Source organism: Pseudonocardia sp. UM4_GMWB1, assembly GCF_017312155.1.
GTDB classification, from domain to species: domain Bacteria; phylum Actinomycetota; class Actinomycetes; order Mycobacteriales; family Pseudonocardiaceae; genus Pseudonocardia; species Pseudonocardia alni.
Genome location: NZ_QJPN01000002.1, coordinates 1 through 23,489, shown reverse-complemented (window position 1 = coordinate 23,489; position 23,489 = coordinate 1). Strand labels below are relative to the sequence as shown.

At 70.2% G+C, this 23,489-nt stretch carries 19 protein-coding genes, 3 pseudogenes and 1 other annotated feature; of the genes and pseudogenes, 11 read left to right on the top strand and 11 right to left on the bottom strand.

Features of this window, described 5'->3' with window-relative positions; translation table 11 throughout:
- Position 1 precedes the first annotated feature (1 nt).
- Positions 2-1,231: a cytochrome P450 gene (locus DMP15_RS27825; RefSeq protein ID WP_100877391.1), complete on the top strand. Its 1,230-nt coding sequence runs from the start codon at positions 2-4 to the stop codon at positions 1,229-1,231.
- Between the two features lie 82 nt (positions 1,232-1,313).
- On the opposite strand, the gene DMP15_RS27820 is transcribed toward DMP15_RS27825, so the two are convergent.
- The 3 genes from DMP15_RS27820 to DMP15_RS27810 all read right to left on the bottom strand — a co-directional run bounded on the left by DMP15_RS27820 (position 1,314) and on the right by DMP15_RS27810 (position 6,371).
- Positions 1,314-1,853 (bottom strand): signal peptidase II, encoded by a 540-nt coding sequence (locus DMP15_RS27820; RefSeq protein WP_100877369.1) that lies wholly within the window; start codon positions 1,851-1,853, stop codon positions 1,314-1,316.
- Between the two features lie 189 nt (positions 1,854-2,042).
- Positions 2,043-2,654 (bottom strand): cadmium resistance transporter, encoded by a 612-nt coding sequence (locus DMP15_RS27815; RefSeq protein ID WP_100877368.1) that lies wholly within the window; start codon positions 2,652-2,654, stop codon positions 2,043-2,045.
- 657 nt (positions 2,655-3,311) lie between these two features.
- Positions 3,312-6,371 carry a Tn3 family transposase gene (locus tag DMP15_RS27810; RefSeq protein ID WP_100877390.1) on the bottom strand — a complete coding sequence of 1,020 codons (3,060 nt, stop codon included), beginning with the start codon at positions 6,369-6,371 and terminating at the stop codon, positions 3,312-3,314.
- A gap of 214 nt (positions 6,372-6,585) precedes the next feature.
- On the opposite strand from DMP15_RS27810, the gene DMP15_RS27805 reads away from it, so the two are divergent.
- The gene (locus DMP15_RS27805) at positions 6,586-7,191 is read left to right on the top strand and encodes an IS5 family transposase (RefSeq protein ID WP_337826736.1); all 606 of its coding nucleotides are present in this window, start codon (positions 6,586-6,588) and stop codon (positions 7,189-7,191) included.
- Positions 7,192-7,371: 180 nt separating this feature from the next.
- Here the strand turns inward: DMP15_RS27805 and DMP15_RS27800 are convergent, their stop codons facing one another.
- Positions 7,372-7,638 carry a hypothetical protein gene (locus tag DMP15_RS27800; protein WP_253066744.1) on the bottom strand — a complete coding sequence of 89 codons (267 nt, stop codon included), beginning with the start codon at positions 7,636-7,638 and terminating at the stop codon, positions 7,372-7,374.
- 212 nt (positions 7,639-7,850) lie between these two features.
- Here DMP15_RS27800 and DMP15_RS27795 point away from each other — a divergent pair, with 212 nt between their 5' ends.
- The 3 genes and pseudogenes from DMP15_RS27795 to DMP15_RS27785 form a co-directional block, all read left to right on the top strand.
- Complete coding sequence (locus tag DMP15_RS27795) at positions 7,851-8,891, top strand: hypothetical protein (RefSeq protein ID WP_253066743.1); 1,041 nt, start codon at positions 7,851-7,853, stop codon at positions 8,889-8,891.
- A 1-nt stretch (position 8,892) separates the two neighbouring features.
- Positions 8,893-9,840: a hypothetical protein gene (locus tag DMP15_RS27790; protein ID WP_253066742.1), complete on the top strand. Its 948-nt coding sequence runs from the start codon at positions 8,893-8,895 to the stop codon at positions 9,838-9,840.
- A gap of 302 nt (positions 9,841-10,142) precedes the next feature.
- Positions 10,143-11,007: pseudogene (locus DMP15_RS27785) on the top strand (IS5 family transposase); the annotation flags it as partial.
- 739 nt (positions 11,008-11,746) lie between these two features.
- Here the strand turns inward: DMP15_RS27785 and DMP15_RS30425 are convergent.
- Positions 11,747-12,154, bottom strand: coding sequence for a GNAT family N-acetyltransferase (locus DMP15_RS30425; protein ID WP_253066741.1), 408 nt, complete (start codon positions 12,152-12,154; stop codon positions 11,747-11,749).
- 175 nt (positions 12,155-12,329) lie between these two features.
- Here DMP15_RS30425 and DMP15_RS27780 point away from each other — a divergent pair, with 175 nt between their 5' ends.
- From DMP15_RS27780 to DMP15_RS27770, 3 genes are all read left to right on the top strand, one after another.
- Entirely contained in the window at positions 12,330-13,238 is a 909-nt protein-coding gene (locus DMP15_RS27780) for an aminoglycoside phosphotransferase family protein (RefSeq protein WP_337826735.1), read from the top strand.
- 97 nt (positions 13,239-13,335) lie between these two features.
- Positions 13,336-14,205 carry a hypothetical protein gene (locus tag DMP15_RS27775; RefSeq protein ID WP_337826734.1) on the top strand — a complete coding sequence of 290 codons (870 nt, stop codon included), beginning with the start codon at positions 13,336-13,338 and terminating at the stop codon, positions 14,203-14,205.
- A gap of 56 nt (positions 14,206-14,261) precedes the next feature.
- Complete coding sequence (locus DMP15_RS27770; protein ID WP_281010836.1) at positions 14,262-14,390, top strand: hypothetical protein; 129 nt, start codon at positions 14,262-14,264, stop codon at positions 14,388-14,390.
- 124 nt (positions 14,391-14,514) lie between these two features.
- Here DMP15_RS27770 and DMP15_RS27765 read toward each other — a convergent pair whose 3' ends face one another.
- Both DMP15_RS27765 and DMP15_RS27760 read right to left on the bottom strand, forming a co-directional pair.
- Positions 14,515-15,339, bottom strand: a complete 825-nt coding sequence (locus DMP15_RS27765) for an IS3 family transposase (protein WP_337826733.1) — start codon at positions 15,337-15,339, stop codon at positions 14,515-14,517.
- Positions 15,253-15,384: a sequence feature (AL1L pseudoknot), on the bottom strand. Its footprint overlaps the gene before it by 87 nt.
- Positions 15,342-15,677 carry a transposase gene (locus tag DMP15_RS27760; protein ID WP_337826732.1) on the bottom strand — a complete coding sequence of 112 codons (336 nt, stop codon included), beginning with the start codon at positions 15,675-15,677 and terminating at the stop codon, positions 15,342-15,344. Its footprint overlaps the feature before it by 43 nt.
- Before the next feature lie 193 nt (positions 15,678-15,870).
- On the opposite strand from DMP15_RS27760, the pseudogene DMP15_RS27755 reads away from it, so the two are divergent.
- Positions 15,871-16,810, top strand: a pseudogene (locus DMP15_RS27755) (IS5 family transposase).
- Here DMP15_RS27755 and DMP15_RS27750 read toward each other — a convergent pair.
- The 3 genes from DMP15_RS27750 to DMP15_RS27740 all read right to left on the bottom strand — a co-directional run bounded on the left by DMP15_RS27750 (position 16,755) and on the right by DMP15_RS27740 (position 19,985).
- On the bottom strand, positions 16,755-17,936 hold the full coding sequence (locus DMP15_RS27750; RefSeq protein ID WP_337826731.1) for a hypothetical protein: 1,182 nt from the start codon (positions 17,934-17,936) through the stop codon (positions 16,755-16,757). The pseudogene DMP15_RS27755 and the gene DMP15_RS27750 overlap by 56 nt on opposite strands.
- Positions 17,937-18,308: 372 nt before the next feature.
- The gene (locus tag DMP15_RS27745; RefSeq protein WP_337826730.1) at positions 18,309-18,995 is read right to left on the bottom strand and encodes a hypothetical protein; all 687 of its coding nucleotides are present in this window, start codon (positions 18,993-18,995) and stop codon (positions 18,309-18,311) included.
- Positions 18,996-19,166: 171 nt separating this feature from the next.
- Entirely contained in the window at positions 19,167-19,985 is an 819-nt protein-coding gene (locus DMP15_RS27740; protein ID WP_337826729.1) for a 2-phosphosulfolactate phosphatase, read from the bottom strand.
- Between the two features lie 452 nt (positions 19,986-20,437).
- On the opposite strand from DMP15_RS27740, the gene DMP15_RS27735 reads away from it, so the two are divergent.
- Positions 20,438-21,211 carry an inositol monophosphatase family protein gene (locus tag DMP15_RS27735; RefSeq protein WP_337826728.1) on the top strand — a complete coding sequence of 258 codons (774 nt, stop codon included), beginning with the start codon at positions 20,438-20,440 and terminating at the stop codon, positions 21,209-21,211.
- 145 nt (positions 21,212-21,356) lie between these two features.
- Here DMP15_RS27735 and DMP15_RS27730 read toward each other — a convergent pair.
- Positions 21,357-22,278, bottom strand: a pseudogene (locus DMP15_RS27730) (IS5 family transposase).
- A 68-nt stretch (positions 22,279-22,346) separates the two neighbouring features.
- Between DMP15_RS27730 and DMP15_RS27725 the strand changes: the two are divergent.
- Complete coding sequence (locus DMP15_RS27725; protein WP_337826727.1) at positions 22,347-23,420, top strand: hypothetical protein; 1,074 nt, start codon at positions 22,347-22,349, stop codon at positions 23,418-23,420.
- The last annotated feature ends 69 nt before the right edge of the window (positions 23,421-23,489 follow it).

Below are 23,489 nucleotides of genomic sequence, written 5' to 3'. Positions count from 1 at the left end.
CGTGGTGAGGGACCAGACGCTGCAGCTGCTCCGTCAGGGGTACCGCTGGGCCGGCGGGCTGCGGCCAGACCCCCCGACGGCCCCGTGGGCGGTACCGACCCGGCTGCTGGGCCGCCGCGCGGTGCTGATCGGCGGCCCGGCCGGGGTGCGTCGCTTCTACGATCCGCGGCTACGCCGCCGCGGGTCGCTGCCGGCCCCATTGAAGCTGGTGCTGTTCGGCCGGGACACGGTGCACGGCCTCGACAATGCCGAGCACCACCACCGCAAGGCGCTGTACCTGCGGGTGCTCACCGCCGACGCGGTGGCCGACCTCGGTCGGTGTGCCGAGCAGGAGTGGCAGGCGGTCACCCGGCGCTGGGCGGGCGGGGCGCCGGTGCGGCTGTTCGACGAGGCCGTGCAGGTCCTGGGCGCGGCCGTGCTGCCGTGGGCCGGGATCCCGATGGCGTCCGCGGAGCTGCCCCGGCGGGCGCGGCAGCTCGCCGACATCGTCGACGGGTTCGGCACGCCGGGGCGGCCCTTCGCCCGGGCCGCCCTCGCCCGCGCGCGGCTGGGCCGGTGGGCGGCCGGGCTCGTCCGCCGGGCCCGCCTCGGACAGATCCACCCGGCGCCCGGTACCGCGCTGCACGCGGTCGCGACGGCCCGGGACCTGCGCGGGCGGCCGTTGCCCGCCCGCGTCGCCGGCGTCGCACTGCTCAACTTCGTGCGCCCAACCGTGGCCGCGGCCTGGTACGTGGCCTTCGCCGGCATGGCCCTGCACGAGCACCCCGAATGGCGCCACCGCCTCGCCGACACCGAGCCCGACCAGGGCGCTGTCGCCGCGTTCGCCCAGGAGGTGCGCCGGCGCTACCCGTTCGTGCCGGTGCTCGCCGCCGTGGCCCGCGAGGACCAGGACGTCCTCGGCGTCCCGGTCCCGCGCGGCGGGCTGGTGGTGCTCGACGTGCACGGCACCGACCACGACCCGACGCACTGGCCCGACCCCGACCGCTTCGACCCCGACCGCTTTCTCGCCGGCCCGGTCGACCCGGACACCCTGGTACCGCAGGGCGGTGGCGACGTGGCCACCGGGCACCGCTGCCCCGGCGAGGACGTCGTGCTCACCATGATCGCCGTCGCCACCCGCACGCTCGCCCGGCTGGACTACACGCTGCCACCCCAGGACCTCGAGGTCGACCTGTCCCGGGTCCCGACCCGCCCCCGCAGCGGCGTGCTCCTCACCCCCACCGCCCGCTGACGCATCGCACCCGGCCCGCGCATCACCCTGGTCGCCGCAGTGTCGGCGGCTGGTTCGGGTGCGCGGTCGCCAGGGCCGCCGCTCACGAGGTGCCGTGGGGTTCACGAGGTGCCGTCCGAGGGGGGCGGCCCTGGTCTGCCGATTCCTGCTCCGTGGCGTGTCCTGCGACGCTGCGGTTCTCGGTGCGCCACGACGCCCACAGCAGGGCGAGCACCCCGAGGGTGATCGCGGTGTCGGCCAGGTTGAACGTCGGGAACCAGCCCAGCCACAGGAAGTCGGTGACCGCGCCGTCCCCGGCCCGGTCCACGATGTTGGCCATCGCACCGCCCAGCACGAGGCCCGCCGGCACCGGCGGGCGCAGCCAGCCGGCGACGATCGCGACCAGCACGCCACTGGTGATCACCCCGGCCAGCGCGAGCACGGCCCAGGTCGGCAGCCCGTCGCCCAGACTGAACGCCACCCCGGTGTTGTAGCTGAGCTGTAGGCGCCCGATCCCGAGGTCTACCGGCGCGCCGGGCAGTCGGGTATCGGCCAGCCACTTGGTCACCACATCGACCAGGACAGCGACCGCCGCCGTGACACCGGCCGTGGCGACCGAGCGTGATCTCGGCCAGGCACTCATCGGCGCGACTCCGCCCGATCGCTCGGGTCCCCGTCCGACCTCGCACCAGCGACAGCAATCGGCATAAGGCGATGATAAACGGCGGAGCCGATGACAGCGCACCGGCTCCGTCTCGCCGCGGAGAGGCGGTGCCGCCAGCAGTACGCGGATGCGCCGCCTCAACAGACCGCAGCCGCGGCACGCCGGCACCTACAGGCCGAAGGCGCCGCCCTCGACCAGGATGACGATGCCCAGACCGATCAGCACGATCGGGAACAGCACCTGCTCCCAGCGCTCCAGCACCTCGGCGATCGGTTTGCGGGTGGCGACGAAGCGCGCCGCGGCGACCAGCACGGCGACCAGGGCGAGGAACACGATCGAGTAGGCGATGATGCCGCCGGTGCCGACGGTGGCGAAGACCGGTACGTAGACGCCGATGTTGTCCCCGCCGTTGGCGAAGGTGATCGCGGCGATGGCGGGCACGCTGAGCGCCTTGCCGCTGAGCTTGCCCTCGTCGTCATCGTCGTCACCGTCACACCAGGACCGCCAGGACCGCCAGGCCGCGAGCAGGCCCAGGACCAGCGGGATCAGGCCGAAGTACGGGATGACCTCCTCGGGCAGGAAACTGCGCGCGCCCAGGGCGACGAGCACCGCCGCGGCCAGGATGGCGCCGAAACCGAGGTACTGACCACCGAGGATCCTGGCCGTGGTCCCCGGGACGCCGGCACCTCGGGCATAGAACAGCGACAGCACGATGACGTCGTCGATGTTGGTGACCATGAACAGGCCGATGGCCTGCAGGGTCCACGTGAGGGGTTCCATGGCTGCTGCCTTCTTGGTGGTCGCCGACATCGTTCGGTCGGCGAGAGTCGGCCGCCGGGGAGCGGGCGGTACGGCGGTTCGGGCACGCCGCTCCAGCGGAGCGTGGTCCCGGTGAGCTACGACATGACATGCCGACCGAGCGGTGGGGCACCGCGAGCGGGGTGAGGACCGCTACGGCGGCGCCGGCGCTCGCGCGCGGTCCGACACGCTGTCAGCGTTCCGGGCACGTGACGCAGCGCGGGCGTGCTCGTGTGACCCAGAAACGGCAGACGAGCCGTGAATACGCTGAAGACGCTTGGTCGGGCACGCAGCATCGTCATACGACGATGCTATCATCGTCCGCCGCTGTCATAGTCAATAGCCGATGCAAATTCTCGCCGCGCTTTGCCGGCGTCGACCGGCCGCCGGGTACCTCGCGCTGCAGCGTGGACAGCGGCGTGACAGGTCAAGGCGCGATCGTAGGTCGGCGCCTGCGGACCACCGTCACCGAGAACCGGTGACGGTCGGTCACAGCGGTTTAGTGTCCTCCGGTGCACAGCACGATCAGCAGCATGAGCGGCGGCGACGATGTGGACCTGGGGTCGACCTGCCGGAGCCGCCATCACGTCAGCACTGCGCGGCGCGATGTCGGCGGCTCGACGCCCGGTAGAGCGGCGGTCAACGGTCCTCGTCCTCGTCGCCGGTGTCGGGATCGCGCAGCGTACGGCGGGTCCCGGCGAGGTCGGGGAGCTGGAACGAGTAGTGCCCGTGCACGTTGAGGTGACGGCGCATGTAGGGCGAGAGCCGTACAACGTCCTCGCCGCGCACTGGGCAGCCCTCCTGGCGCAGTTGGGCGAGGGCGGCATCGAGGTAGACGGTGTTCCACAGCGTGATGCAGTTCAGGACCAGCCCGAGCGCGCCGAGCTGGTCCTCCATGCCCTCGTGGTAGGCGCGGCGCAGATCGCCGCGGCGGCCGTGGAAGACGTGCCGGGCCAGGTCGTGGCGGCCTTCTTGCAGGTTGCGCATGCCCTTGATCTCCGCCCGGTACGGGGCTTGATCGACATACGACAGCACGTGCAGGGTCTTGAAGATCCGCCCGTAGTGGGCCAGGGCCTCACCGAGCTGGGTCGGGTTGCCGCCGTGGGCGAGCATCCGCAGCACGTCGTGCGCGCTGACCGCGCCGGTGTGGATGGACCCGGCCAAGCGCAACAGGTCGGGCCAGTGCGCCCTGACCCGACCGAGGTCGATCTTCCCGCGGGCGGCGGTGGCGAGCGGGCCATAGTCCGCGCCCGGGTTGATCCGCCACAGCTTCGCGTCGGGCAGGTCGGCCAGCTGGGGGCGGTAGTCGAACCCGAGCAGCCGCATCAGCCCGCACACCATGTCGCTGTACGAGCCGGTGTCGCTGATGATGACCTCCGGGCGGCGGCCGCCGTCCTGGCGGTAGATCAGGTCGATCACGTGCAGCGAGTCACGCGGGGTGCCCGACACGACCAGCCCGGCCAGCCCGACGGCCTGGTCGTTGACCAGATTGAGCAGCGTCACCCCGCGCCTGCGCCCGAAGTAGCGCGGGTTGGGACGGGCGTCGATGCTGCGCACCGGCACCACGAACCGGACACCGTCCACCGCCGCGAGCAGCCCACCACCCCACGCCTGGGCCAGCGGAATGTCGGCCTGAGCGGTGATGAGCGGGGCGTTCGCTGCGGCGTAGGTCTCCGCGCGCAGGTAGTTCTGGTCGACGTGGCTGATCCGGTGCCGGGTCAGCGCCGCCACTCCGGGGCTGAGGACCGGCGTGAACCCGACGTTGAGCGCGTGCGCGGTCAGCGCGGCCGCCACGCTCACCGACAGGTCGTCCAGGCGGGCCTGGCCGCCCGAGGCCGGAGTGAACGCCGCCGCGAACTCCGGGTGCCAGGACATCACCTCCAGCACCACCTCGCCGATGTCGACCCGCGGGAGCATCGCCTCGCACCGGCGCCGCAGGTCGGTCAGGCTCGGCGGATCGGAGACGGCGTCGATCTTCCCGGCGTGCAACCGGCCTTGCTCGTCGATGGAGACCTCGGTGTTGGCGATCAGGCGCCCCGCGACGTGGCGCAGCGCGGCGTCGAGGTCGCTCGCGTGCTCGGCCAGCAGCGGGTCGGAATCGTGCGGGAGCTGCAGGGCGTTGAGCACCGGGCCGCGGGCGGCCTCCCACGCCGGGCCGTCCAGCAGCTGCGCGCGCGGGTCGGCCCAGCGACCGGAGGCAAGCGCGAAGATGTCGCGGCGGCGCAGCCGATGGTGAAATAGCTCTAGTACGCAGAATACGTAGCCGGCCCGGTTCACCGTGGTCTCCGGTCGCCCGGGGGTGAACACCACCCGCGCCCAGCCTGGCGGGACCAGGTCCACCGCGACCTTGCGGGCGTCGAGGTACCCCGCCGGTACCCGCGCCGTCGGGCGGGCATCGAGCAGGTCCGGCAGGGCGCGCAGCGCGTCGAGGACGGGGGTGGCCTCGGCGGTGGCGTCGAACCGAATGGCCGTGCACAGCATCGGCAGGAACGGGCGCACCACCGCATAGCGGTCGGCCAGGGTCGCCCGCCACTCCGTGTCGGGATCTGTGCCCGGGGCCGGCACGACGTCGGTGATGTTCGCGACCGCGGTGCGCAGCTCGGCCCGGGAGACCACGTTCTCGATCGCGTCCCAGACCAGCTCCAGCGTGATCTCCGGGCCCCATGTCGTGGCCTCGAGTAGTACCCCGACCGCGGCGGCCAACTTCCCGGCGTCGCGGCTGACCCGCGGATACCGCCGGGCCTGCTCGTCACGGGTCTGGCGTTGCGCACGGGCCAACAGCTCCGTGGTCATCAGCACGTCGAACAGCTCCACCGCATCGTCGGTGGCCCTAGCCTGCAGCCCCACCACCGTGGCCAGCAGCGTCGCCAGCCGGCGGGCGTAAGGGTGGCGGCGCAACGCCGGCGCCTTCCCCGCCATGCCGTAGCGGGCCAGCTCGATCACCCGCCGCCGTGGGACCGCCCCCAGCTCGATCTGACCGACGCCGATCGCGGACAGCTCGCTGACCCGATCCAACGCCGCTGCCATCGCGCGGCCCGACGCCCGGGTCGGGCCCCGGCGCAGCCGTTCCAGCTCCGAGGTTCGTGCCCCGTCAGGGATCTCCAACAACAGATCCAACGCAGCGGCCTGCGACGCAGTCAGCGGGGCGGCCAGGGTGTCCCACAGCCGCGCCATCGCCGCGTCCCGGACCCGGGCCACCAACCGAGCCAGGGTGGACACCCCGGGCAGCAGCACCCGGTGCTCCCGAAGCCAGACCACCGCGCCGTCGAACAGCGCCTTCGGGCCATCCCCGGTGGTCCACGCCCGGTCATCCACCCACCGCGCAAGCTCCTCGGCCGCCGCGGTGAACTCGACGAACCCGTACGCCTCGCGGATCTGCGCTGCGTGCTCGAGCCGGGTCATCTCCCGGACCCGGTAGTCCTTCACACACGACGGATCAACGATGTCGAGCTGCTCGGCCAGGTAGTCCACGACCTCGGTCGGAACATCGGTCGGATCGGCCAGGAACCGGCCGATGAACAACAACGTCGTGAGCTGCACCGCGAACCCCAGCCGGGTGTGCGGCAGCCGCTTCGCCTCGACCAGAGCGCGGGCCTTGTCATCGAGCAGGAAGCAGCGGTCCAGCTCCGCCGTCGACGGCGGTCTCGCGTAGCAGCCGTACGTCGCGGCCTGCGCGTCGGTGAGGAACTCGACGGGCACGGAGAACCCCCAGCACGCCACGGACTCGAACGTCGAGCCCAGACCGTTCCCCGAACGCGGCGACGCTACCGCGAGCCCCGGGCTGGCGCCGCTCTACCGATGGATCCCGTTCCGTTGTTCCTCACGGGCCACTCCGGCGATGGCACCTGGGACCACGTTCTCGCGGCTCTGCTGACCGACGCCGACACCGCCGGGATCGTGGACTGGGCGGTCAGTGTGGACTCCACGATCCTCCGCGCCCACCAACACGCCGCGACCCTGGCCCGCGACACAGGGGGCAGGATCGAATTACACGAATCTGCTCGCCGAGCCCGGCGATCACGCCTTGGGTCGGTCTCGCGGCGGGCTGTCGACGAAGATCCACCAGCTCGTCGATGGTCACGGCCGGCCGCTGGTGGTCCTGCTCGGACCGGGCCAAGGCGGGGACTCGCCGATGTTCCCGCACCTGATGGCGCATCTGAGCATCGCGCGAGCGGGCCCGGGACGTCCCCGAACACGGCCGGAACGACTGCGCGCTGACAAGGCCTACTCCTCGCGCGCGATCCGCCGCCATCTACGCGAGCGGCGGATCGTCGCCGTCATTCCCGAGCCCGCCGACCAGCAAGGACACCGCAAACGGCGAGGGGCACGCGGCGGCCGCCCGCCCGCGTTCGACCGCGCCGATTACCGCAATCGCAACGTCGTCGAACGCGGGTTCTGCCACGTCAAGCAGTGGCGCGGGCTGGCCACCCGTTACGACAAGCTCGCGCTGACCTTCCGCGGCGGCGCCGTCCTGAAGGCGATCGTCACCTGGCTCCGCGCTTTAGGAGACACGCCCTAGTGGTGTCGGCGCTGGGGCCAGGGACCGTGACCGGCACGCTGCTATCCGCCGCTTGCGCTGGAGCCGCCGGCTGGCAGCTCACCAGTCCGACATGGGCGGCAGGATCTCGCACCGCTAAACCCCACAAGCGACACGAACGGCCCCGGCGCGCCGCCGGGACCGTTCGTGTCGTCAACGGGTTCAGGCCGCCGGTCGTGCCACGCCCGCGGCCACCACCACCAGGATCGTGCAGAACATCGACACCGCGGCAGTGGCCACCGAGCTGATGGCGGTCAGCACTCGGTCGAGCAGCTGCGCACTCCGACACTGCCGCTCCGGGTGCCGCGACCACACCGCGGTCAGCACCACCAGCACCACCAGCACGGTCATCAGCAAACCCGTGATCGGGACGACGTTGTGCAGCACCCCCGCGGCGAGCTCCGCCGCCGTCGGCAACATGATGATCATCTTCGCTCCTCCGGATCGAACCGGCGAGTGAACCTCCTGGTCACACCCGGTACGAGACGAAGAGTGCCGAGGAGCGCGACCCCCCTGCAACGCCGGCTCGACACGGGATAGACTGCCCCTTAACGCGCATCGCACCTGGAGCGAAGCGTCAAACGAGCAGTCAATCGCGTACAGGCAATCGCTCAAAAGTCGGATTTGAGATAGTAGGTCTCATGGCGCGGACGGTCGACGATCGGTTGTCGAAGCGCCTCGACCTCCTGGCCCGCCTGCAGTACGGGACGGGCCGCGAGGGCTCCGCCGACGCCGTTGCCCGAGCTGTCAGGCAGCGCCTCTGGGCGCAGCGCCCGCAGTCGGCCCCACCGGTCGTCCGCCTCCGGGCACGTCTTGTACTGCGCGGAGGCCGGGAGATCAGCCCGCTGCGGGAGCTCGCCACATCGAAGGGGGTGGCGGTGCAGATGCTGCTCGTCGCGCTGTTCGTCGAGCAGTGCCGCAAGCCGACCAACACCATCGGCACACCGACCCCGATCCCGCTGGCGTACCCGGTGGTGGCCGGCGACCCCTGCTGGCGGCACCTGATCGCGCTCCCGACCGAACGCCGGCCAGGGCGCCGTACGGGCACGTCTCGCGGCCTGGCGAACAGCCAGCTCGACCAACTACGCGCCGCGCTGGACAGGCTCCACGACTTCGGCAAGGTCGATCTAAAGGAATCCCGTCCGCGGTACGAGGAGTTCACGGTGCGCGACGAGAGCGTCCTGCGTGGTGCTCCGATCCAGCCTTACAAGGTCCCGGCGCCGGCGCGCGAGCTGGTGATCGACGTGCCTCCAGAGTTCTTCACCTGCGGGTGGGTTCATGCCCTCGGCCCGGACGAGACGGTCGCGTACTTGTTCCTGCTCTACCGGAACCAGTTGAGCCAGGAGAGCAACGACGACGGGCTGAGCGTGAACGACGACCTGTGGGGACTGGCCTTCGAGCGGCCCCGAGCGCAGCGGGAGGCCTACCGACGGCTGCACCGGATGGGCCTGATCAGCGCCGATCGCAGCGATCTTCGCAACCAGGACGGCACGATGCCCGACGGGGCGGACAACACCCTGGGAGTACGGCCGGTCAACGAGATGACCTTCCGCGTCGATCTGGAGCGCCTCACCGACGACGGCGTCAGCGCGGCGATCGACGCACTACGGCGGCAACTCGACGGCGAAGGGCTCGATGACGCGTCCCTCGCCTCATGGACCGAGCGCCACGGAGGCGTCTGAGGTGGCTGGGGCTCCGAAGCCCAATGCCGTCCGCGAGGCGATCGCGGACTCCATCGCGGCGAACCTGAAGTCCTACAACGTGGCCGCGTTCTGCGAGCGGCTCGGGCTGGCGGCTCAGGGCAAGGATGACGATCCGTCCCGCAGCAAACGGCTCTACGTCCAGGCCCGCCTGCAGGGCCACGGCCTGCCGGAGCTGCTGCCGGTCGCTCGCGTGGTGCTGTCGGAGTGGGACGACCCGCAGTTGCAGGCAACCGTCGATCTGCTCGGCGTGACCGGTGTCGCGGGTGAGCTGAAGAATCTGATCTTCGCCTCAACCGGTCCGAAACCCGAGATCGTCCTGCGGGACGCGTTGAACAACACCATCGAGATCACCAAGGGCGCCGGGACGTGCCTGGTCTACGACCGCCCCCTGCCTGACGACGGGCTCACCTGGGGAGCCCTCGTGGAGTGGTGGGCCACCGAGATCCTGCACGAGACCAACCTCGACGTCGCCGGCCGCCACCTCTACCGGCGACTCGCGCAGTCGACCGCCACCAGCAGCAGCCCTCCGGAAAGCCTCCTGCTGCGCGCCTACGCACACCGCTACACCGATCGGTCTGTCCCCGCGCTGCTGCCGCAGGTGTACCTGCACTACGACCCGTACCTTCGGCCGGATCCGCTGCTGCGCCCCGGCTCGGTGGTCCGTCAGCGGATGGATTTCCTGCTGCTGCTGCCCGGACGGCGGCGCGTCGTGCTCGAGGTGGACGGCCAGCACCACTACGCCACCGACGACGGACGCCCGAGCCCCAGGCGCTATGCCGTCATGGCTGCAGAAGACCGCCGCCTGCGCCTGGCCGGCTACGAGGTCTATCGCTTTGGCGGCGCCGAGCTCGCTGATCCCCAGCGCGGCCGGACTGTGCTGGACGACTTCTTCTCCAAGCTGCTCGACGACTCTCCAGCAGAGCTCTGACCGGGCACGGCCGCGAGGAGGCGGCTCGGTCGAGCGCATCATCGACCGCCCCAGCGCCAGTCATCCGCTCGCGGACGACGATGCTCAGGTGGCTTACCGAACTGGATCCCGTCGATGCTCGCCACGGCCGGCGCACGCCGACCGGTGGGTCTACGCCCCTCCGCGATCAGGCAACCGCCCTGAGGCCGGATGGTGCCCTGTCCGGCCTAGCCGATAACGAATTATGACAGTTCACTCAGGAGTCGGGTCGGAAGCCGTGGAGAACGGGACACTAAGACCGTGTTTGAGAAGGGTCGGCGTGTCTGCGCCGCGCGGGCCGCGCTCTGGTCCATCGTGGACGGGTGGCTCGGCGTCAGCGGCGGTATCCCTCGGACACCAGCGATGAGCAGTGGGCGTTGATCGAACCGCTGTTGCCCGAGGCCGGGGCGGGTGGGCGTCCGGAGAAGCACCCGCGCCGGGACGTGGTCGACGCGATCCTCTACGTCGTGCGGGCGGGGTGCGCTTGGCGGGCTCTACCAGCGGACTTCCCGCCCTGGCAGACCGTCTACTGGTATTTCAACCGGTGGGAACAGCAGAAGGTCACCGAGAAGATCCTCCCGGTCGTGCGCCGTCAGCTACGTGCCGACGAGGGGCGGGACCCGGAACCGAGCGCGGGGATCATCGACTCGCAGTCGGTGAAGGGTGCCGACACCGTCGGGCAGGACTCGCGCGGCTTCGACGCAGGGAAGAAGATCAACGGCCGGAAGCGGTTCATCGTGACCGACACCCTGGGCCTGCTGTTGACCACGGTGGTGTGCTCGGCGTCGGTGCAGGACCGCGACGGGGCGAAGTCGATCCTGCTCGACCTGTACCTGCGCACCAGGGTGCGGTTCGTCTACGCCGACGCCGGGTTCGCCGGACGCCTGCTGGAGTGGGCGAACACGATCCTGCGCACCAGCGTCGAGGTCGTGCGCAAACCGCCTGAGCAGCGCGGGTTCGCCGTCCTCCCGCGCCGCTGGGTGGTCGAGCGGACACTGGCCTGGCTGACCGCACACCGCCGTCTGGCCCGCGACTACGAACGCCACCCCGCCGTCTCCGAGGCCATGATCCGCTGGGCCGCGATCAACACCATCACCCGCCGCATCGCCCGCGGCAAGCCGGCCGCCCGCCAACAGAAATACGTCTTCACACCCGCGACTTGATCTTCTCAAACACGCTCTAAGGTCTGCTCATGTGGTCTTTTGTTGTCGACTTGTCCCAGGTTGTCGGAGCTGCACTAAGCCTAGTCGCCCTCATCGTCGCACTCTACGCTCTGTATAAGTCGAACCTAGATCTAACCCGCGAACGCACCAACCTTCACGAGTTAGAAATCTTGCGTCAGATCGGGAGTCGCCTACACCCAAAAGCTGACCCACTTGAAACTGCCGCACTAATAGTGCTACTTCCAGATACGGATTTCCCGTTGGCTAGAGCGGGCCTCACGCACGACGGAACCGAAAAGGGACAACGCGCATTCGATGTGGGGTTTCAGCAGTACATGACCGAGACAGATGATTCAAACCAGGACGAAAAAGCCGAGTGGCGATACCTCGGTCGCCGGGTTTGGGGGTCCGCAGATTCACGTTCAATCCTGCGACGAGAGTTTGATGACGCCGTCTCCCGCAGAGTAAAGAACCCCAACAGGTAGCACGCCCTCATCCCCACACAGCCTGATCTCCACCGGTCCACGGGACTACCTCATACCGTTGAGCACCGGCGATAGTCGTAGGGACGTACCCAGTGCCAGCGGTGACCCCGAGCGTGCGCATAGCACCTGCCTGGGTCGCGATCAGGCCGCCGGCCGCGACGTCCCATAGGTGCAGGGTCTCGGTGTGCGCATCCAGGCGCACCACGACCCGGCACCGGCCCAATCGGCCGCGGTGAGCGGCTACCTGATGAGGCGTCCGCGCCGCGGATGCAGGGGCGCGCGCATCACCGGTGTGCGTGAAACGCTGAAACCGGATTCCTCGTACATTCGACGACCGTCATCGGTGGCGAGCAACTCCGCGCGGCCCGCATCAACGGTGTGACTCCAAGCGAGCACGGCGTCGAAGGCTGCGCGGCCGTGACCCCGACCCCGAGCCCCAGGATCAGTGCATACGTTGCTGATCAGCACATCGCCCTCGGTCGAGTGCGGTGATGGGGGCGCTTCTCGGAGTGTGCCCAAGGCGGTCGCGACGACCGCGCCATCCACCTCGACGACCACGATGCAGAAGCGTGGGTCCTCCAGCCGCCGCGTGAACCACTCCGTCGCCGCGGCCTGCCAATCGGCGGAGCCATGCTGCGGGACCCCCATCGCCCGGAACATCTCGACACGAAGCCGTACAACGGCCTCAACGTCGTGTGCCCTCGCCCTACGGACACGCCGGGTCGTCACGACCTCGAGCGTAACGATCACCGGGCGACCATCTCCTGTGTCGGCACCGGCTGACCCGGGTTCGCCGTCGGCGCCCCCCGCTACGGTCTGAGGTGTGTCCCAGACCGAGCCGGAGATCACCGAGGGCCTGGTCCGCGAGCTGCTGCAGGACCAGCACCCAGACCTGGCAGGGCTGCCCCTCAGCGAGGTCGAGGGCGGCTGGGGTAACCAGATGTGGCGCCTCGGGGACGAACTCGCGGTGCGGATCCAACGCATGGACACCACCCCGGAGCCACAGCTCAAAGAGAGGCGTTGGCTACCCCAGCTCGCGCCACGACTGCCGTTACCGATCCCCGTCCCGGTCCGCGCCGGCACACCGTGCGAGCGCTTCGGGAAGCTGTGGACCGTCATGACCTGGGTGCCCGGTTGCCCGCTGGACCACGGGGTGATCGCCCGGCCCGAGCACGCCGCCGACACCCTCGCCGCGTTCCTCCAGGCCCTGCACGTCCCAGCACCGGGCGACGCACCCGGTGATGACATGGGAATCGGAGCCCACCCTCGCGAGAGCACCGGAGGCTTCGAGCACTTCCTGGGCTCGATCGACACAGCCGCGTTCGATGTCGATACCGCCGGAGCTCGCGCGGTCTGGCAGGACGCCGTCGCCACCCCCGGGTGGGCCGGGCCGCGGATGTGGGTGCACGGCGACCTGCACCCCGCGAACGTCGTCATCGCGGACGGGACGCTGACCGGGGTGGTCGATTTCGGGGCCCTGTTCGCCGGCGACCCCGCGGTGGATCTCGCGGCCGCCTGGGTGGTGCTCCCAGCGGGCATGGCCGAGCACTTCTTCTCCGCCTACGCAGAGGTCGACGAGGCGACGATGCGGCGTGCTCGGGGGCTGGCTCTGCTCAAGAGCCTGTTCCTGATGCTGATGGGCCAGAACGGCGACCGGGGCCTACCCGGCGGCAAACCGGCCTGGGGACCGGCCGGCCGGAAGGCACTGGACCGGGTCCTGAACCATGAGTGACCCGGCGAATCGATCGACGACCGATCGTGCGAGTCCGGCGCCTGCCGCATCACCGCCCCGGGACGCCGCCGGTGCCGGCTACGGCCGGGAGTGGGCGTTGTTCTGCGACTACGCCGCCGCGACCGGGCAACCAGCTCTGCCGACCACGGTGCCCACACTGGTCGGGTTCTTCGCCGCGCTGCCGGCCCGCCCGGCCACCCAGGCTCGGCGGGTGCGCGCGATCGCCGCCGTTCACCGCCAGACCGGGTATCTACTCCCTCGCCCCGAGACCGGGCCCGCCGCGCTTCCGCGGCCGCGGGCTGCTCGCGCGGGCGTCCCTGATCCGGGCGAGATGATCGCTGCCTGCGCGACCCGCGGCTGGCCCCACGGGCTCCACGGCCGCCGCGACGCCTTCCTCGTCGTCGCCACCGTGGTCCTGGACCTGCCGCAGGCACGGGTGCGGGAGCTGGTCCCCGCCGCGGTCATCGTCGACGACGAGGGCGTGCGGGTCGGGGCACAGCCGGTGCCTGTCGACGTCGACCCGCGGCGCTGCCCGACGTGTGCCGTCGTGCGCTGGCTGGAGCTCCTCGGCGTCCTCGACGGGCTGGGCCGCGGATCGGCCCGCATGGACCTCACCCGCGCCCACGCCCCGACCGCCACCGGCCCGCACCGTCACCAGTGCCGGGCCCCCCAGCGGTGGTGCGCCGCCGCCACACTCCTGCCGGCCATCGACCGCTACGGCTGGCACGACGACTACCGCCCCATCACCGCGCGCACCATCCGTACCCGGCTCGCACTCACCGCCGCCCGCGCATCACAGCCCGGCGAGCACGACTCGCCGCCGGACGTCCCCACCGTGCGCACCCGGGCGGCCGCGGGGCGAGAAACACCCAGTCTGGACCAGGTCCTCACCCTCCTCGACAGCATCGCCGACGACGCCGACGCGCTCAACGACCGGATCATCGCGCTGCTCGAGGGAAACCCGTGAGATCCCTACGCCCTCGCCGGCCACTCTTCGCACACCCCCAGTACAGGAAGGCAGCCATGACCAGAACCGCACCCAGTACGGTCACCGCTCGCCCCACCCCGCGCCTCATGATCACCATGGCCGGGCCCCAGGCGGTGTGGACCGCGGTCGAGGACCCCACCGCGCACCGAGGGCGACGGTCGTGACCGGCCCGCAGGCGGGTGATCCTCGGATCGAGGAGCTGCTCGAAGCGGTGACCGCACTGCGCGCCACACTGCGCGCTCACGACGAACGCCACTCCTACACCGAGCGCAGACTCGGCGAGCTCGATCAATACAGCCGGGAGCAGGCCGCGGTCTTGGCAGAGCTCGCACCCCAGATCGACGAACTCGCGGCCGCGACTGCCCCAGGCCCGCCCGACCGCGACGGGGCCGGGCCAGTGGTGTGGGCGCGACTGTCCGCCCAGGAGGCTGCAGCCGCGTGGGACGAGCTGGCCCGCTGGATGGACACCATCGCCATCCCTACTCTCGCCCCGACCTGCCGCCAGATCCCGCCTTGCTGGCCCATGCACCCACGGGTCCACAGCGCCATCTCCAGGGCGTCGAGCGGGAGCTCGGTGGGCATCCGCGCGGCGCAGCGCCACCCGACGATCCGCCGGGAGTACACGTCGGAGACGAACGCGGTGAACACCGTCCCCGACCATGTCGGCACGTAGGTCAGGTCCACGACCCAGAGCTGGTTGGGCCGCGCCGCGGTGAAGTCCCTGTCGACCAGGTCCGGGGCCCGCCCGGCGTGCTGGTCGGGCCGGGTGGTGATCGTGGGCTGACCGCGGCGCACGCCGCGCAGCCCGAGCTCGCGCATCAGTCGTTCCACGGTGCAGCGCGCGACCGGCTCGCCGCCTTGGCCGGTGACGCCGTCGCGGCGCAACTGGTGCCACATCTTGCGGGCCCCGTAGAGCCCGCGGCCCTTGTCCCGGTCGAAGAAGGTGGCCTCGATCGTCTCGGCCAGCGCCGCGTCGTGCAGCGCCCGCCGCGACGGACCCCGCTTCTTGTGCGCGTAGTAGCCGCTCGGGGCGACCGCGATGCCCTGCGCGCGCAGGGCAGCACAGATCGGCTCGACCCCGAAGCGGCGCTTGTGCTGATCGATGTAGGCCACGATCAGCGGATATGGCGGTCGAGCTCCGCCGCCGCGAAAAACGCCGACGCGGTCTTGAGGATCTCGTTCGCCCGCCGCAGCTCGGCGTTCTCCCGCCGCAGCCGCTTGAGCTCCTCGGACTCTGCAGTGGTCACACCCGCGGCCAGACCGTCGTCGATGTCGGCCTGTTTGCACCAGCCGCGCAACGTGTCGGGGAGGATCCCCAACTGCGGGCCGATCCGCTTGCACGCCGCGTTGACCGAGAGCCCCGGCTCTTGCCGGCGTGCTTCACGGACCATGCGCTGGGCGCGCTCGCGCATCTCGTCGCTGAACTTCCTCGGTGCCGGCACGATCTCCACCTTCCCGTGGGATCAGAGCCTCCACCACATCCGGGGCGCTTCACACCGCATGCGGCGCGCCACCGCACATGCACCGCCGGTGTCTGAGCTGCTGGCGCATGGTTACTCCGCAGTTCATTGATTACTTACGTGTATCTCTGCGCAGTCACTCCGGCGCCGGGCCTAAGACCGTGTTTGAGAAGGGTCGGCGTGTCTGCGCCGCGCGGGCCGCGCTCTGGTCCATCGTGGACGGGTGGCTCGGCGTCAGCGGCGGTATCCCTCGGACACCAGCGATGAGCAGTGGGCGTTGATCGAACCGCTGTTGCCCGAGGCCGGGGCGGGTGGGCGTCCGGAGAAGCACCCGCGCCGGGACGTGGTCGACGCGATCCTCTACGTCGTGCGGGCGGGGTGCGCTTGGCGGGCTCTACCAGCGGACTTCCCGCCCTGGCAGACCGTCTACTGGTATTTCAACCGGTGGGAACAGCAGAAGGTCACCGAGAAGATCCTCCCGGTCGTGCGCCGTCAGCTACGTGCCGACGAGGGGCGGGACCCGGAACCGAGCGCGGGGATCATCGACTCGCAGTCGGTGAAGGGTGCCGACACCGTCGGGCAGGACTCGCGCGGCTTCGACGCAGGGAAGAAGATCAACGGCCGGAAGCGGTTCATCGTGACCGACACCCTGGGCCTGCTGTTGACCACGGTGGTGTGCTCGGCGTCGGTGCAGGACCGCGACGGGGCGAAGTCGATCCTGCTCGACCTGTACCTGCGCACCAGGGTGCGGTTCGTCTACGCCGACGCCGGGTTCGCCGGACGCCTGCTGGAGTGGGCGAACACGATCCTGCGCACCAGCGTCGAGGTCGTGCGCAAACCGCCTGAGCAGCGCGGGTTCGCCGTCCTCCCGCGCCGCTGGGTGGTCGAGCGGACACTGGCCTGGCTGACCGCACACCGCCGTCTGGCCCGCGACTACGAACGCCACCCCGCCGTCTCCGAGGCCATGATCCGCTGGGCCGCGATCAACACCATCACCCGCCGCATCGCCCGCGGCAAGCCGGCCGCCCGCCAACAGAAATACGTCTTCACACCCGCGACTTGATCTTCTCAAACACGCTCTAAGGAACGGTTCGAGGTGCGGCACCGTGCTCGCCTGTCGGTGACGGTCAGGACGGCTGCGAAGGCGGTCTGGACGACGAGGTAGCCGAGGACGAAGGGCAGCATGACCAGCGCGGGGTGTGTCGTTGCCGGGTCCGGCAGTGGGGTGAGCGAGGCGATGGCGACGACCAGCCCGCAGTTGAGCAGCGACAGGCGGGCGTAACCGGTGCCGTCGCCGTCGGCCTGGCGTCGAGCCAGCTCGAAGACCACCACGAGCCGGAACAGCACACCGACCATGAGCGCGGCGATGATCGGTGCGCCGACGGTGTAGCCGGGTCCCAGGACCCGCAGGACCGGCCAGCCCAGGGCCGCGCCCAGGGCGAGGAGCGGGACGAACAGCACCAGCATGCGGCGTCGTGTCCGGCGGGCGAGCTCGACGGCGCGGTGAGGCTCGCGCGCGGTCTGCACGGCGAGGGAGTTGGTGAAGAACACCGCGGCGGTGTCGATGACGACGGTGGCCTGCCAGGCGATGAAGAACACCGCGCCGATGGCGTTACCCATCCGGAAGTTCGCCAGCAGCGGGATCTGGTTGTAGAGCAGCACTGCCCCGAGCTGGGCCACCGCGGTCGGGGCGAGGAACCCGGCCATCGTGGCCCGGCTGGGCAGGACACCGGGCCCGCCCGCGGCGGCGAATCTGCGGACCAGGAACCACAGCACGATCGTGCCGACCCCGATCCACACCACGACCGGGATCACCCAGGACAGCACCATGCCCTGCGAGGCCAGGCCTGCCCCGAGCACGGCGAGCAGGCCGATCCGGGCCACGGCGAAGGTCCCGCTTCGCCAGACCGCCAGCCAGGGCCGGCCCGCGGCGACCATGACGAAGTCGTGCACGACGAACACGCCCCACCCGGCACAGCCCAGCACCAGCAGCAACAGGCCGAACCCGAAGGAACCCTCGCCGGCGGCGACCAACGCCACCCGCGGGACGAGCAGCCCGTAGACCAGCCCGGCCAGCCCGGACAACGGCATGATCAGCAGCAGGCTGCCGAACACCAGCCGCACGGACTTGCGGCCTGCCCCGGGCAGCCACCTCATGATGCCGATACCGAGATTGAGCTGAGCCGCGCCGCCGATCAGCTGCATGGCCGAGACGAACTCCGTCGCCCGCCCGACCTCCTCCTGGGGCATCACCCACGCCGCGATCAGAAACCCCAGAAGGCCGGCGACGGAGTTGAAGACCGAGGTGAGCGTCAGGGCCAGCGAGTCCCCCAGCTCACGGCGCCCCCTACTGGTCGAGGAGACGGAGGTGGAAGGAGGGCATCGCCGCGACGCTACGGCAGCCCCACGCGAGCCCCTCGGGATCCGCCTGCGCCTGGAGATCTGGTCTCGCGGCGGTGTCGAGACCGTCGTCGACAGCGCAGCTGGCTCGATGGCGGCGGGGCCTGCCGCGGAGATGATGAGGCCCCCGCCGCAGGGGTGCTGTGGCGGGGGCCTCGGTTGCGCGCCGTGTCGTTGTGCGTGACTACCCCGGCTTTCGGCGCGCAGCTCGGGGGATGGAGGTCAGTTCGTCCAGGTGATCGGGTCGGAGAAGCTGAACGAGGGCGCGTACTTGACCGCGTTGACGTCGGTGGTCTGCTGGTCGCCGCAGATCATCCCCGAGGTGGTGCCGCCCGGGGCGAGCTGACCGGAGTTCAGCGCCTTCGCCCCGGCGTTGAACGGGATCGACGCGGACGCCTCGACCCCGGCCGGGGTGGTGAACTTCCAGTCGAACGGGTTGAACGACGCCGGGCTGGACCCGTTGTTCTTGTAGGTGACCGTCGAGCACGCCTGCGTCATGCCGAACTCGGTGACCTGCTCGGGTGCGGACGCCGAGATGGCCAGGTCTCCGGAGGTGGCCTCCTGCCCGAACTTCACCGACTGGTCCCCGCTCGCGGCGGCACCGGCGGCGGCAGGGGCGGCGTTCGCGTCTCCTGAGGCGGCGGCCGGGGCCTGCTCGTCGCCGCCACCGCCGGTGGCGATCGCGATGACGACGATCGCGACGAGGATCCCGAGGGTCACCTTGAGCCCGGTGCGCTTCTTCTTCGGCGCGGGCGGCGGGATCTGCGGGGCCTGGTTGTACTGCGGGTACTGGCCCTGCGGGGGCGGGTAGCCCTGCGGCGGGTACTGGCCGCCCTGCTGGGGCGGGTACTGACCGTAGTAGGGCTGCTGCTGAGGGTGGCCCTGGTAGGGGCTCTGCGGCGTAGTCACGTACCGCTTATCGGCCGCGTCACCCCCTCATTAGCGCTCGGACCTGCGGATCATCAAGGTTGTTGAACTACTCTTTACCCAGACAACCCGCGGGTAGAGGCTGATGGCGGCCGCGTCCCACTGGCTGACGGTTATGTTCGCCTCCTACCGGCGTCGGCCAGGATCCCCGAACTAGACGTTGGCAACGAACATGTCGCCCCGCAAGATCGGGACGAGTGAGCTGGAGTCCAGTTCACTCGCGGTTTGGACGTCGTCCTCGTATCCGCTGTCGATCAGTTCCCGCCCGCTGGCGCATTCACGGAGCAGCTGAGTGATCTGAGCCGAGGCGGTCTCAAACGACGTTGCTGCGACAAAAGCCTCCGGCGAAAGGTCAGTCCAGCCGAAGCTGTGCAATGCAGAGATCAGTGCGCCTGCTCCCCATAGATCTTCCACGGCAGGGCGGAGGCTCCGGTCTGGCCACTTCTCGCCGGCCGGGATGATTGCGACGCGAATGTCTGGGGCGGCGGCGCGGCGGGCCTGGATCCAACTTGCCACGGCGGCGCGGTTGCGCAGGCTGCAACCGAGCACGTCTGCCTGCGACCTAGCGAGCTCGAAGCTGATCGAAGACCCGTTAGGAGACGGAAGTACGAGACGCTCTAACGATTGAGCGTTCCGGATGCTGGCCGGCGACAAGCTGACCTGACCTGCTCGGGCTTCCGATCTGCCAACGGCGAGAGTCGCAGCACGGGCAGCAGCGAAAGTGGCGGCCGCATCCTTTCGCCAGGGCAGCGGATAGACGACGACGCCTCGATCGGCGGCCACGGTCAACGTCGTGGTGAAGCTCAGGACGTCGACGACTACGGCGATATCGCAGTCCGGAACCACAGCAGCGGCTCCGGCGAGGCCCCACTCCATGCGGAGCGAATACGCGCTCTGCCCATGAGCAGTCGACCCTGATATCACGCGGTGAACAGTACTTCGATCAGCGATGCAGCGGATGATCACAGTCACCCGAAGACTAGTCCATGACGCGCGGCTCCTCGTCGCACCGGCGAAGACTGTCTTCTCCGTGCAGATAAGTTCCGGGAGGGCAACGGGCGCACCCAACGGGCGTTCCTGGCCCAGCTCGTCCACCCCGCGGGATACGAGCTGCGCTGGACCGGGATGGACCCGGCCGAGAACACCGAGCGTCCGCGCTCTCGTTGGCCGATGACAGCTCCGCCCTGCACCGGGTCAGACTCCCTCGTGACCAGTAGCCGGGACCAGATCTGGAGTAGGGGAGCCCCTGAGCGCGATTGGGCGGGCTCCCGGATCGCTGTCGTCATGCCTTCTCGCCGGTCGTACTGCTACGAGCCCGTGAATCCGTTGCTCTACCTGAGTCACCCGACTCCGCAACCCTGCGCTCGACACCACGAACGTTTCCGGTGGGACTAGATCTGCGCTGTGCTGCACTGTGGACGACTATGGGTAACTACGACCTGCACGCGGTGCTCGACTGCGCCGTGTCAGCTGCGCGGACCGCCGGGCGGGAGATCGCCCGCGCGGCGCAGGCGGACGGCGGGCCGGTACTGCAGATGAAGGACGGCGTCGAGCCAGTCACGGACTCCGACCTGCGCTCGGACCGGATCATCCGGGGCGTACTCGGCAGCTGCATCCCAAGCGTCCCAGTGCTGAGCGAGGAGTCCGGTGACCTGCCCGTCGTCGGCGAGGGACCGTTGTGGATCGTCGACCCGATCGACGGGACGGCGAACTTCGCACGCGGGCACCGCTACGTCGCCGTCTCGATCGCCTTTGCCATCGACGGCGTCGTCCAGGCTGGCGTGGTACACGCTCCCCTGCTGGACGAGACGTTCACCGCGATCCTCGGGCGGGGAGCCGCTCTGGACGGAGCCCCGATCGGGGTGACCGACCGGGGCTCGCTCGCCGACGCGATCGTCAGCACCGGGTTCCCGCACGTCCGCCCCGACATCGACGCGCTCGTCGAACGCATCCGCCGGCTGATCACGCACTGCCAGGACATCCGCCGGGCGTCCTCGCCCGCTCTCGACCTCGCCTGGCTTGCCGCCGGACGCCTGGATGCGCACACCGAGACCCTGCACCCATGGGACGTCGCGGCCGGCGGCCTGATCGCGACCGAGGCCGGCGCTGTGGCGCACACTCCTGCCGGGACCTGCCCGGACGCTGCCGCCGGACCTGGACGGCGCCGAGGTGCTCTTTGCGGTGCCGGGCATCAGTGACCTGCTCGAGCACCTGCTGAGCGAGTAGCTGGACCAGCCGCGGAGGGGCATCGTGAGTGATCGGGACGTAAGGGCCGCAGGAACGTAGGCATCGTGTGAGCCGGTTGCTGCCGAACCGGACACCGCGGTAGTTTCTGGAACCGACCTACCTGATCCGCAGGGGAGTCAGAGCGTGTTTGAGAAGATCAAGTCGCGGGTGTGAAGACGTATTTCTGTTGGCGGGCGGCCGGCTTGCCGCGGGCGATGCGGCGGGTGATGGTGTTGATCGCGGCCCAGCGGATCATGGCCTCGGAGACGGCGGGTGGCGTTCGTAGTCGCGGGCCAGACGGCGGTGTGCGGTCAGCCAGGGCCAGTGTCCCGCTCGACCACCCAGCGGCGCGGGAGGACGGCGAACCCGCGCTGCTCAGGCGGTTTGCGCACGACCTCGACGCTGGTGCGCGCAGGATCGTGTTCGCCCACTCCAGCAGGCGTCCGGCGAACCCGGCGTCGGCGTAGACGAACCGCACCCTGGTGCGCAGGTACAGGTCGAGCAGGATCGACTTCGCCCCGTCGCGGTCCTGCACCGACGCCGAGCACACCACCGTGGTCAACAGCAGGCCCAGGGTGTCGGTCACGATGAACCGCTTCCGGCCGTTGATCTTCTTCCCTGCGTCGAAGCCGCGCGAGTCCTGCCCGACGGTGTCGGCACCCTTCACCGACTGCGAGTCGATGATCCCCGCGCTCGGTTCCGGGTCCCGCCCCTCGTCGGCACGTAGCTGACGGCGCACGACCGGGAGGATCTTCTCGGTGACCTTCTGCTGTTCCCACCGGTTGAAATACCAGTAGACGGTCTGCCAGGGCGGGAAGTCCGCTGGTAGAGCCCGCCAAGCGCACCCCGCCCGCACGACGTAGAGGATCGCGTCGACCACGTCCCGGCGCGGGTGCTTCTCCGGACGCCCACCCGCCCCGGCCTCGGGCAACAGCGGTTCGATCAACGCCCACTGCTCATCGCTGGTGTCCGAGGGATACCGCCGCTGACGCCGAGCCACCCGTCCACGATGGACCAGAGCGCGGCCCGCGCGGCGCAGACACGCCGACCCTTCTCAAACACGGTCTCAGCGCGCTGCCGCGCGTCTCCAGCCAGGAGGTCGCACTCATGAACGCCGACCAGCCCGACCTGTGGCGATCCCAGGGCAGCCCCGCGCCGATTGTGCTGTGGGACATGCTTGACGGTCCGATGCCGCGAGGGCTACTCGGTGTCGGTGACCCGAACGTTCACCTCGTCGACGACCGGTGGACCCTGTTCGTCGGCGGCTTCACCACCATGTTCCGCAACCGCCTGTTCCGCGCGCACCTGGTCGACGAGGCGACCGGCCCCGGCGGTCCATGGCGGGTCGCCTGCGACCCTCGGGGCCGGGCCCGACCGCTGGCCGCCGACCCGCCGAAGGGCAGTTGGGACGCTGCCGGCATGCACACCCCGAGCTACGTCCCGCCGGCTGCGGGCAACGGCGCTCGGATCTATTACTCGGGCCGGGCGAACGCCAAGCTTTACGGGCCCGGGAGCAGGTACGCGATCGGCGTGCTGGAGCACGTCGACGGCCAGTGGCGGCGGCGCGGAGCGCCGGTGCTGGAGGGCAGCGGCCCGCGATGGAGCGTGCTCGAACCGCGCGTCGTTCATTCCGGGGGTCGCTACCGGATGTGGTATCAGGCCAACCCGCACGAGATCGGTCCCGGCGAGCACCCCGACTACGAGCTGCACTGCGTCGAGAGCGAGGACGGCCTGACCGGTTGGACACCGCCGCGTGTGTTCGCCGGGCCGGACGAGGGCTTCTTCGACATCGCGATCGCGCCGCGCGGCGACAGGTGGATGATGCTGCTTGCACGCGGATCCGACCTGCACAACACGGGCGGCTTCCCGCCGCAGGGCCTCTGGTGGAGCACAGCGGCACACCCCAGCGCCGACCGCGCGGACTGGTCGCAACCGCGGCGGTTCCTCGACACCGACGCGCCGGGTACTCCAATCTGGATGGCCCGCGGAACCTACGGACCGGGGCTCGCGTTCGATCCTGCCAACCCCGCTCGCGTCACGGTGCTGCTGACGGGCGTCCGGGACGCCCCGCGATGGCCCCGCCTGATGCTCGGGCGGGTCTCCCGGCTGCGTGGCCCGCCGGTGCCCGCACCGTTCTACCTGTCGGTGGCTTCTCTGATGCTTGATCTGCCGACCTGCTGATCGATGCGCTTACACGGCCGGAGTCCAGATCGGCGTAGGGCTCAGTGCGCTGTGCTTTGCACTAGCCCT

Excerpts from the sequence above, each read along its gene's own strand:
- DMP15_RS27820 (WP_100877369.1), bottom strand. The coding sequence starts at position 1,853 with ATGAGTGCCTGGCCGAGATCACGCTCGGTCGCCACGGCCGGTGTCACG.
- DMP15_RS27815 (WP_100877368.1), bottom strand. The coding sequence starts at position 2,654 with ATGGAACCCCTCACGTGGACCCTGCAGGCCATCGGCCTGTTCATGGTC.
- DMP15_RS27800 (WP_253066744.1), bottom strand. The coding sequence starts at position 7,638 with ATGATCATCATGTTGCCGACGGCGGCGGAGCTCGCCGCGGGGGTGCTG.
- DMP15_RS27795 (WP_253066743.1), top strand. The coding sequence starts at position 7,851 with ATGGCGCGGACGGTCGACGATCGGTTGTCGAAGCGCCTCGACCTCCTG.
- DMP15_RS30425 (WP_253066741.1), bottom strand. The coding sequence starts at position 12,154 with ATGGGGGTCCCGCAGCATGGCTCCGCCGATTGGCAGGCCGCGGCGACG.
- DMP15_RS27770 (WP_281010836.1), top strand. The coding sequence starts at position 14,262 with ATGACCAGAACCGCACCCAGTACGGTCACCGCTCGCCCCACCCCGCGC.
- DMP15_RS27750 (WP_337826731.1), bottom strand. The coding sequence starts at position 17,936 with ATGCCCCAGGAGGAGGTCGGGCGGGCGACGGAGTTCGTCTCGGCCATG.
- DMP15_RS27735 (WP_337826728.1), top strand. The coding sequence starts at position 20,438 with ATGGGTAACTACGACCTGCACGCGGTGCTCGACTGCGCCGTGTCAGCT.
- DMP15_RS27725 (WP_337826727.1), top strand. The coding sequence starts at position 22,347 with ATGAACGCCGACCAGCCCGACCTGTGGCGATCCCAGGGCAGCCCCGCG.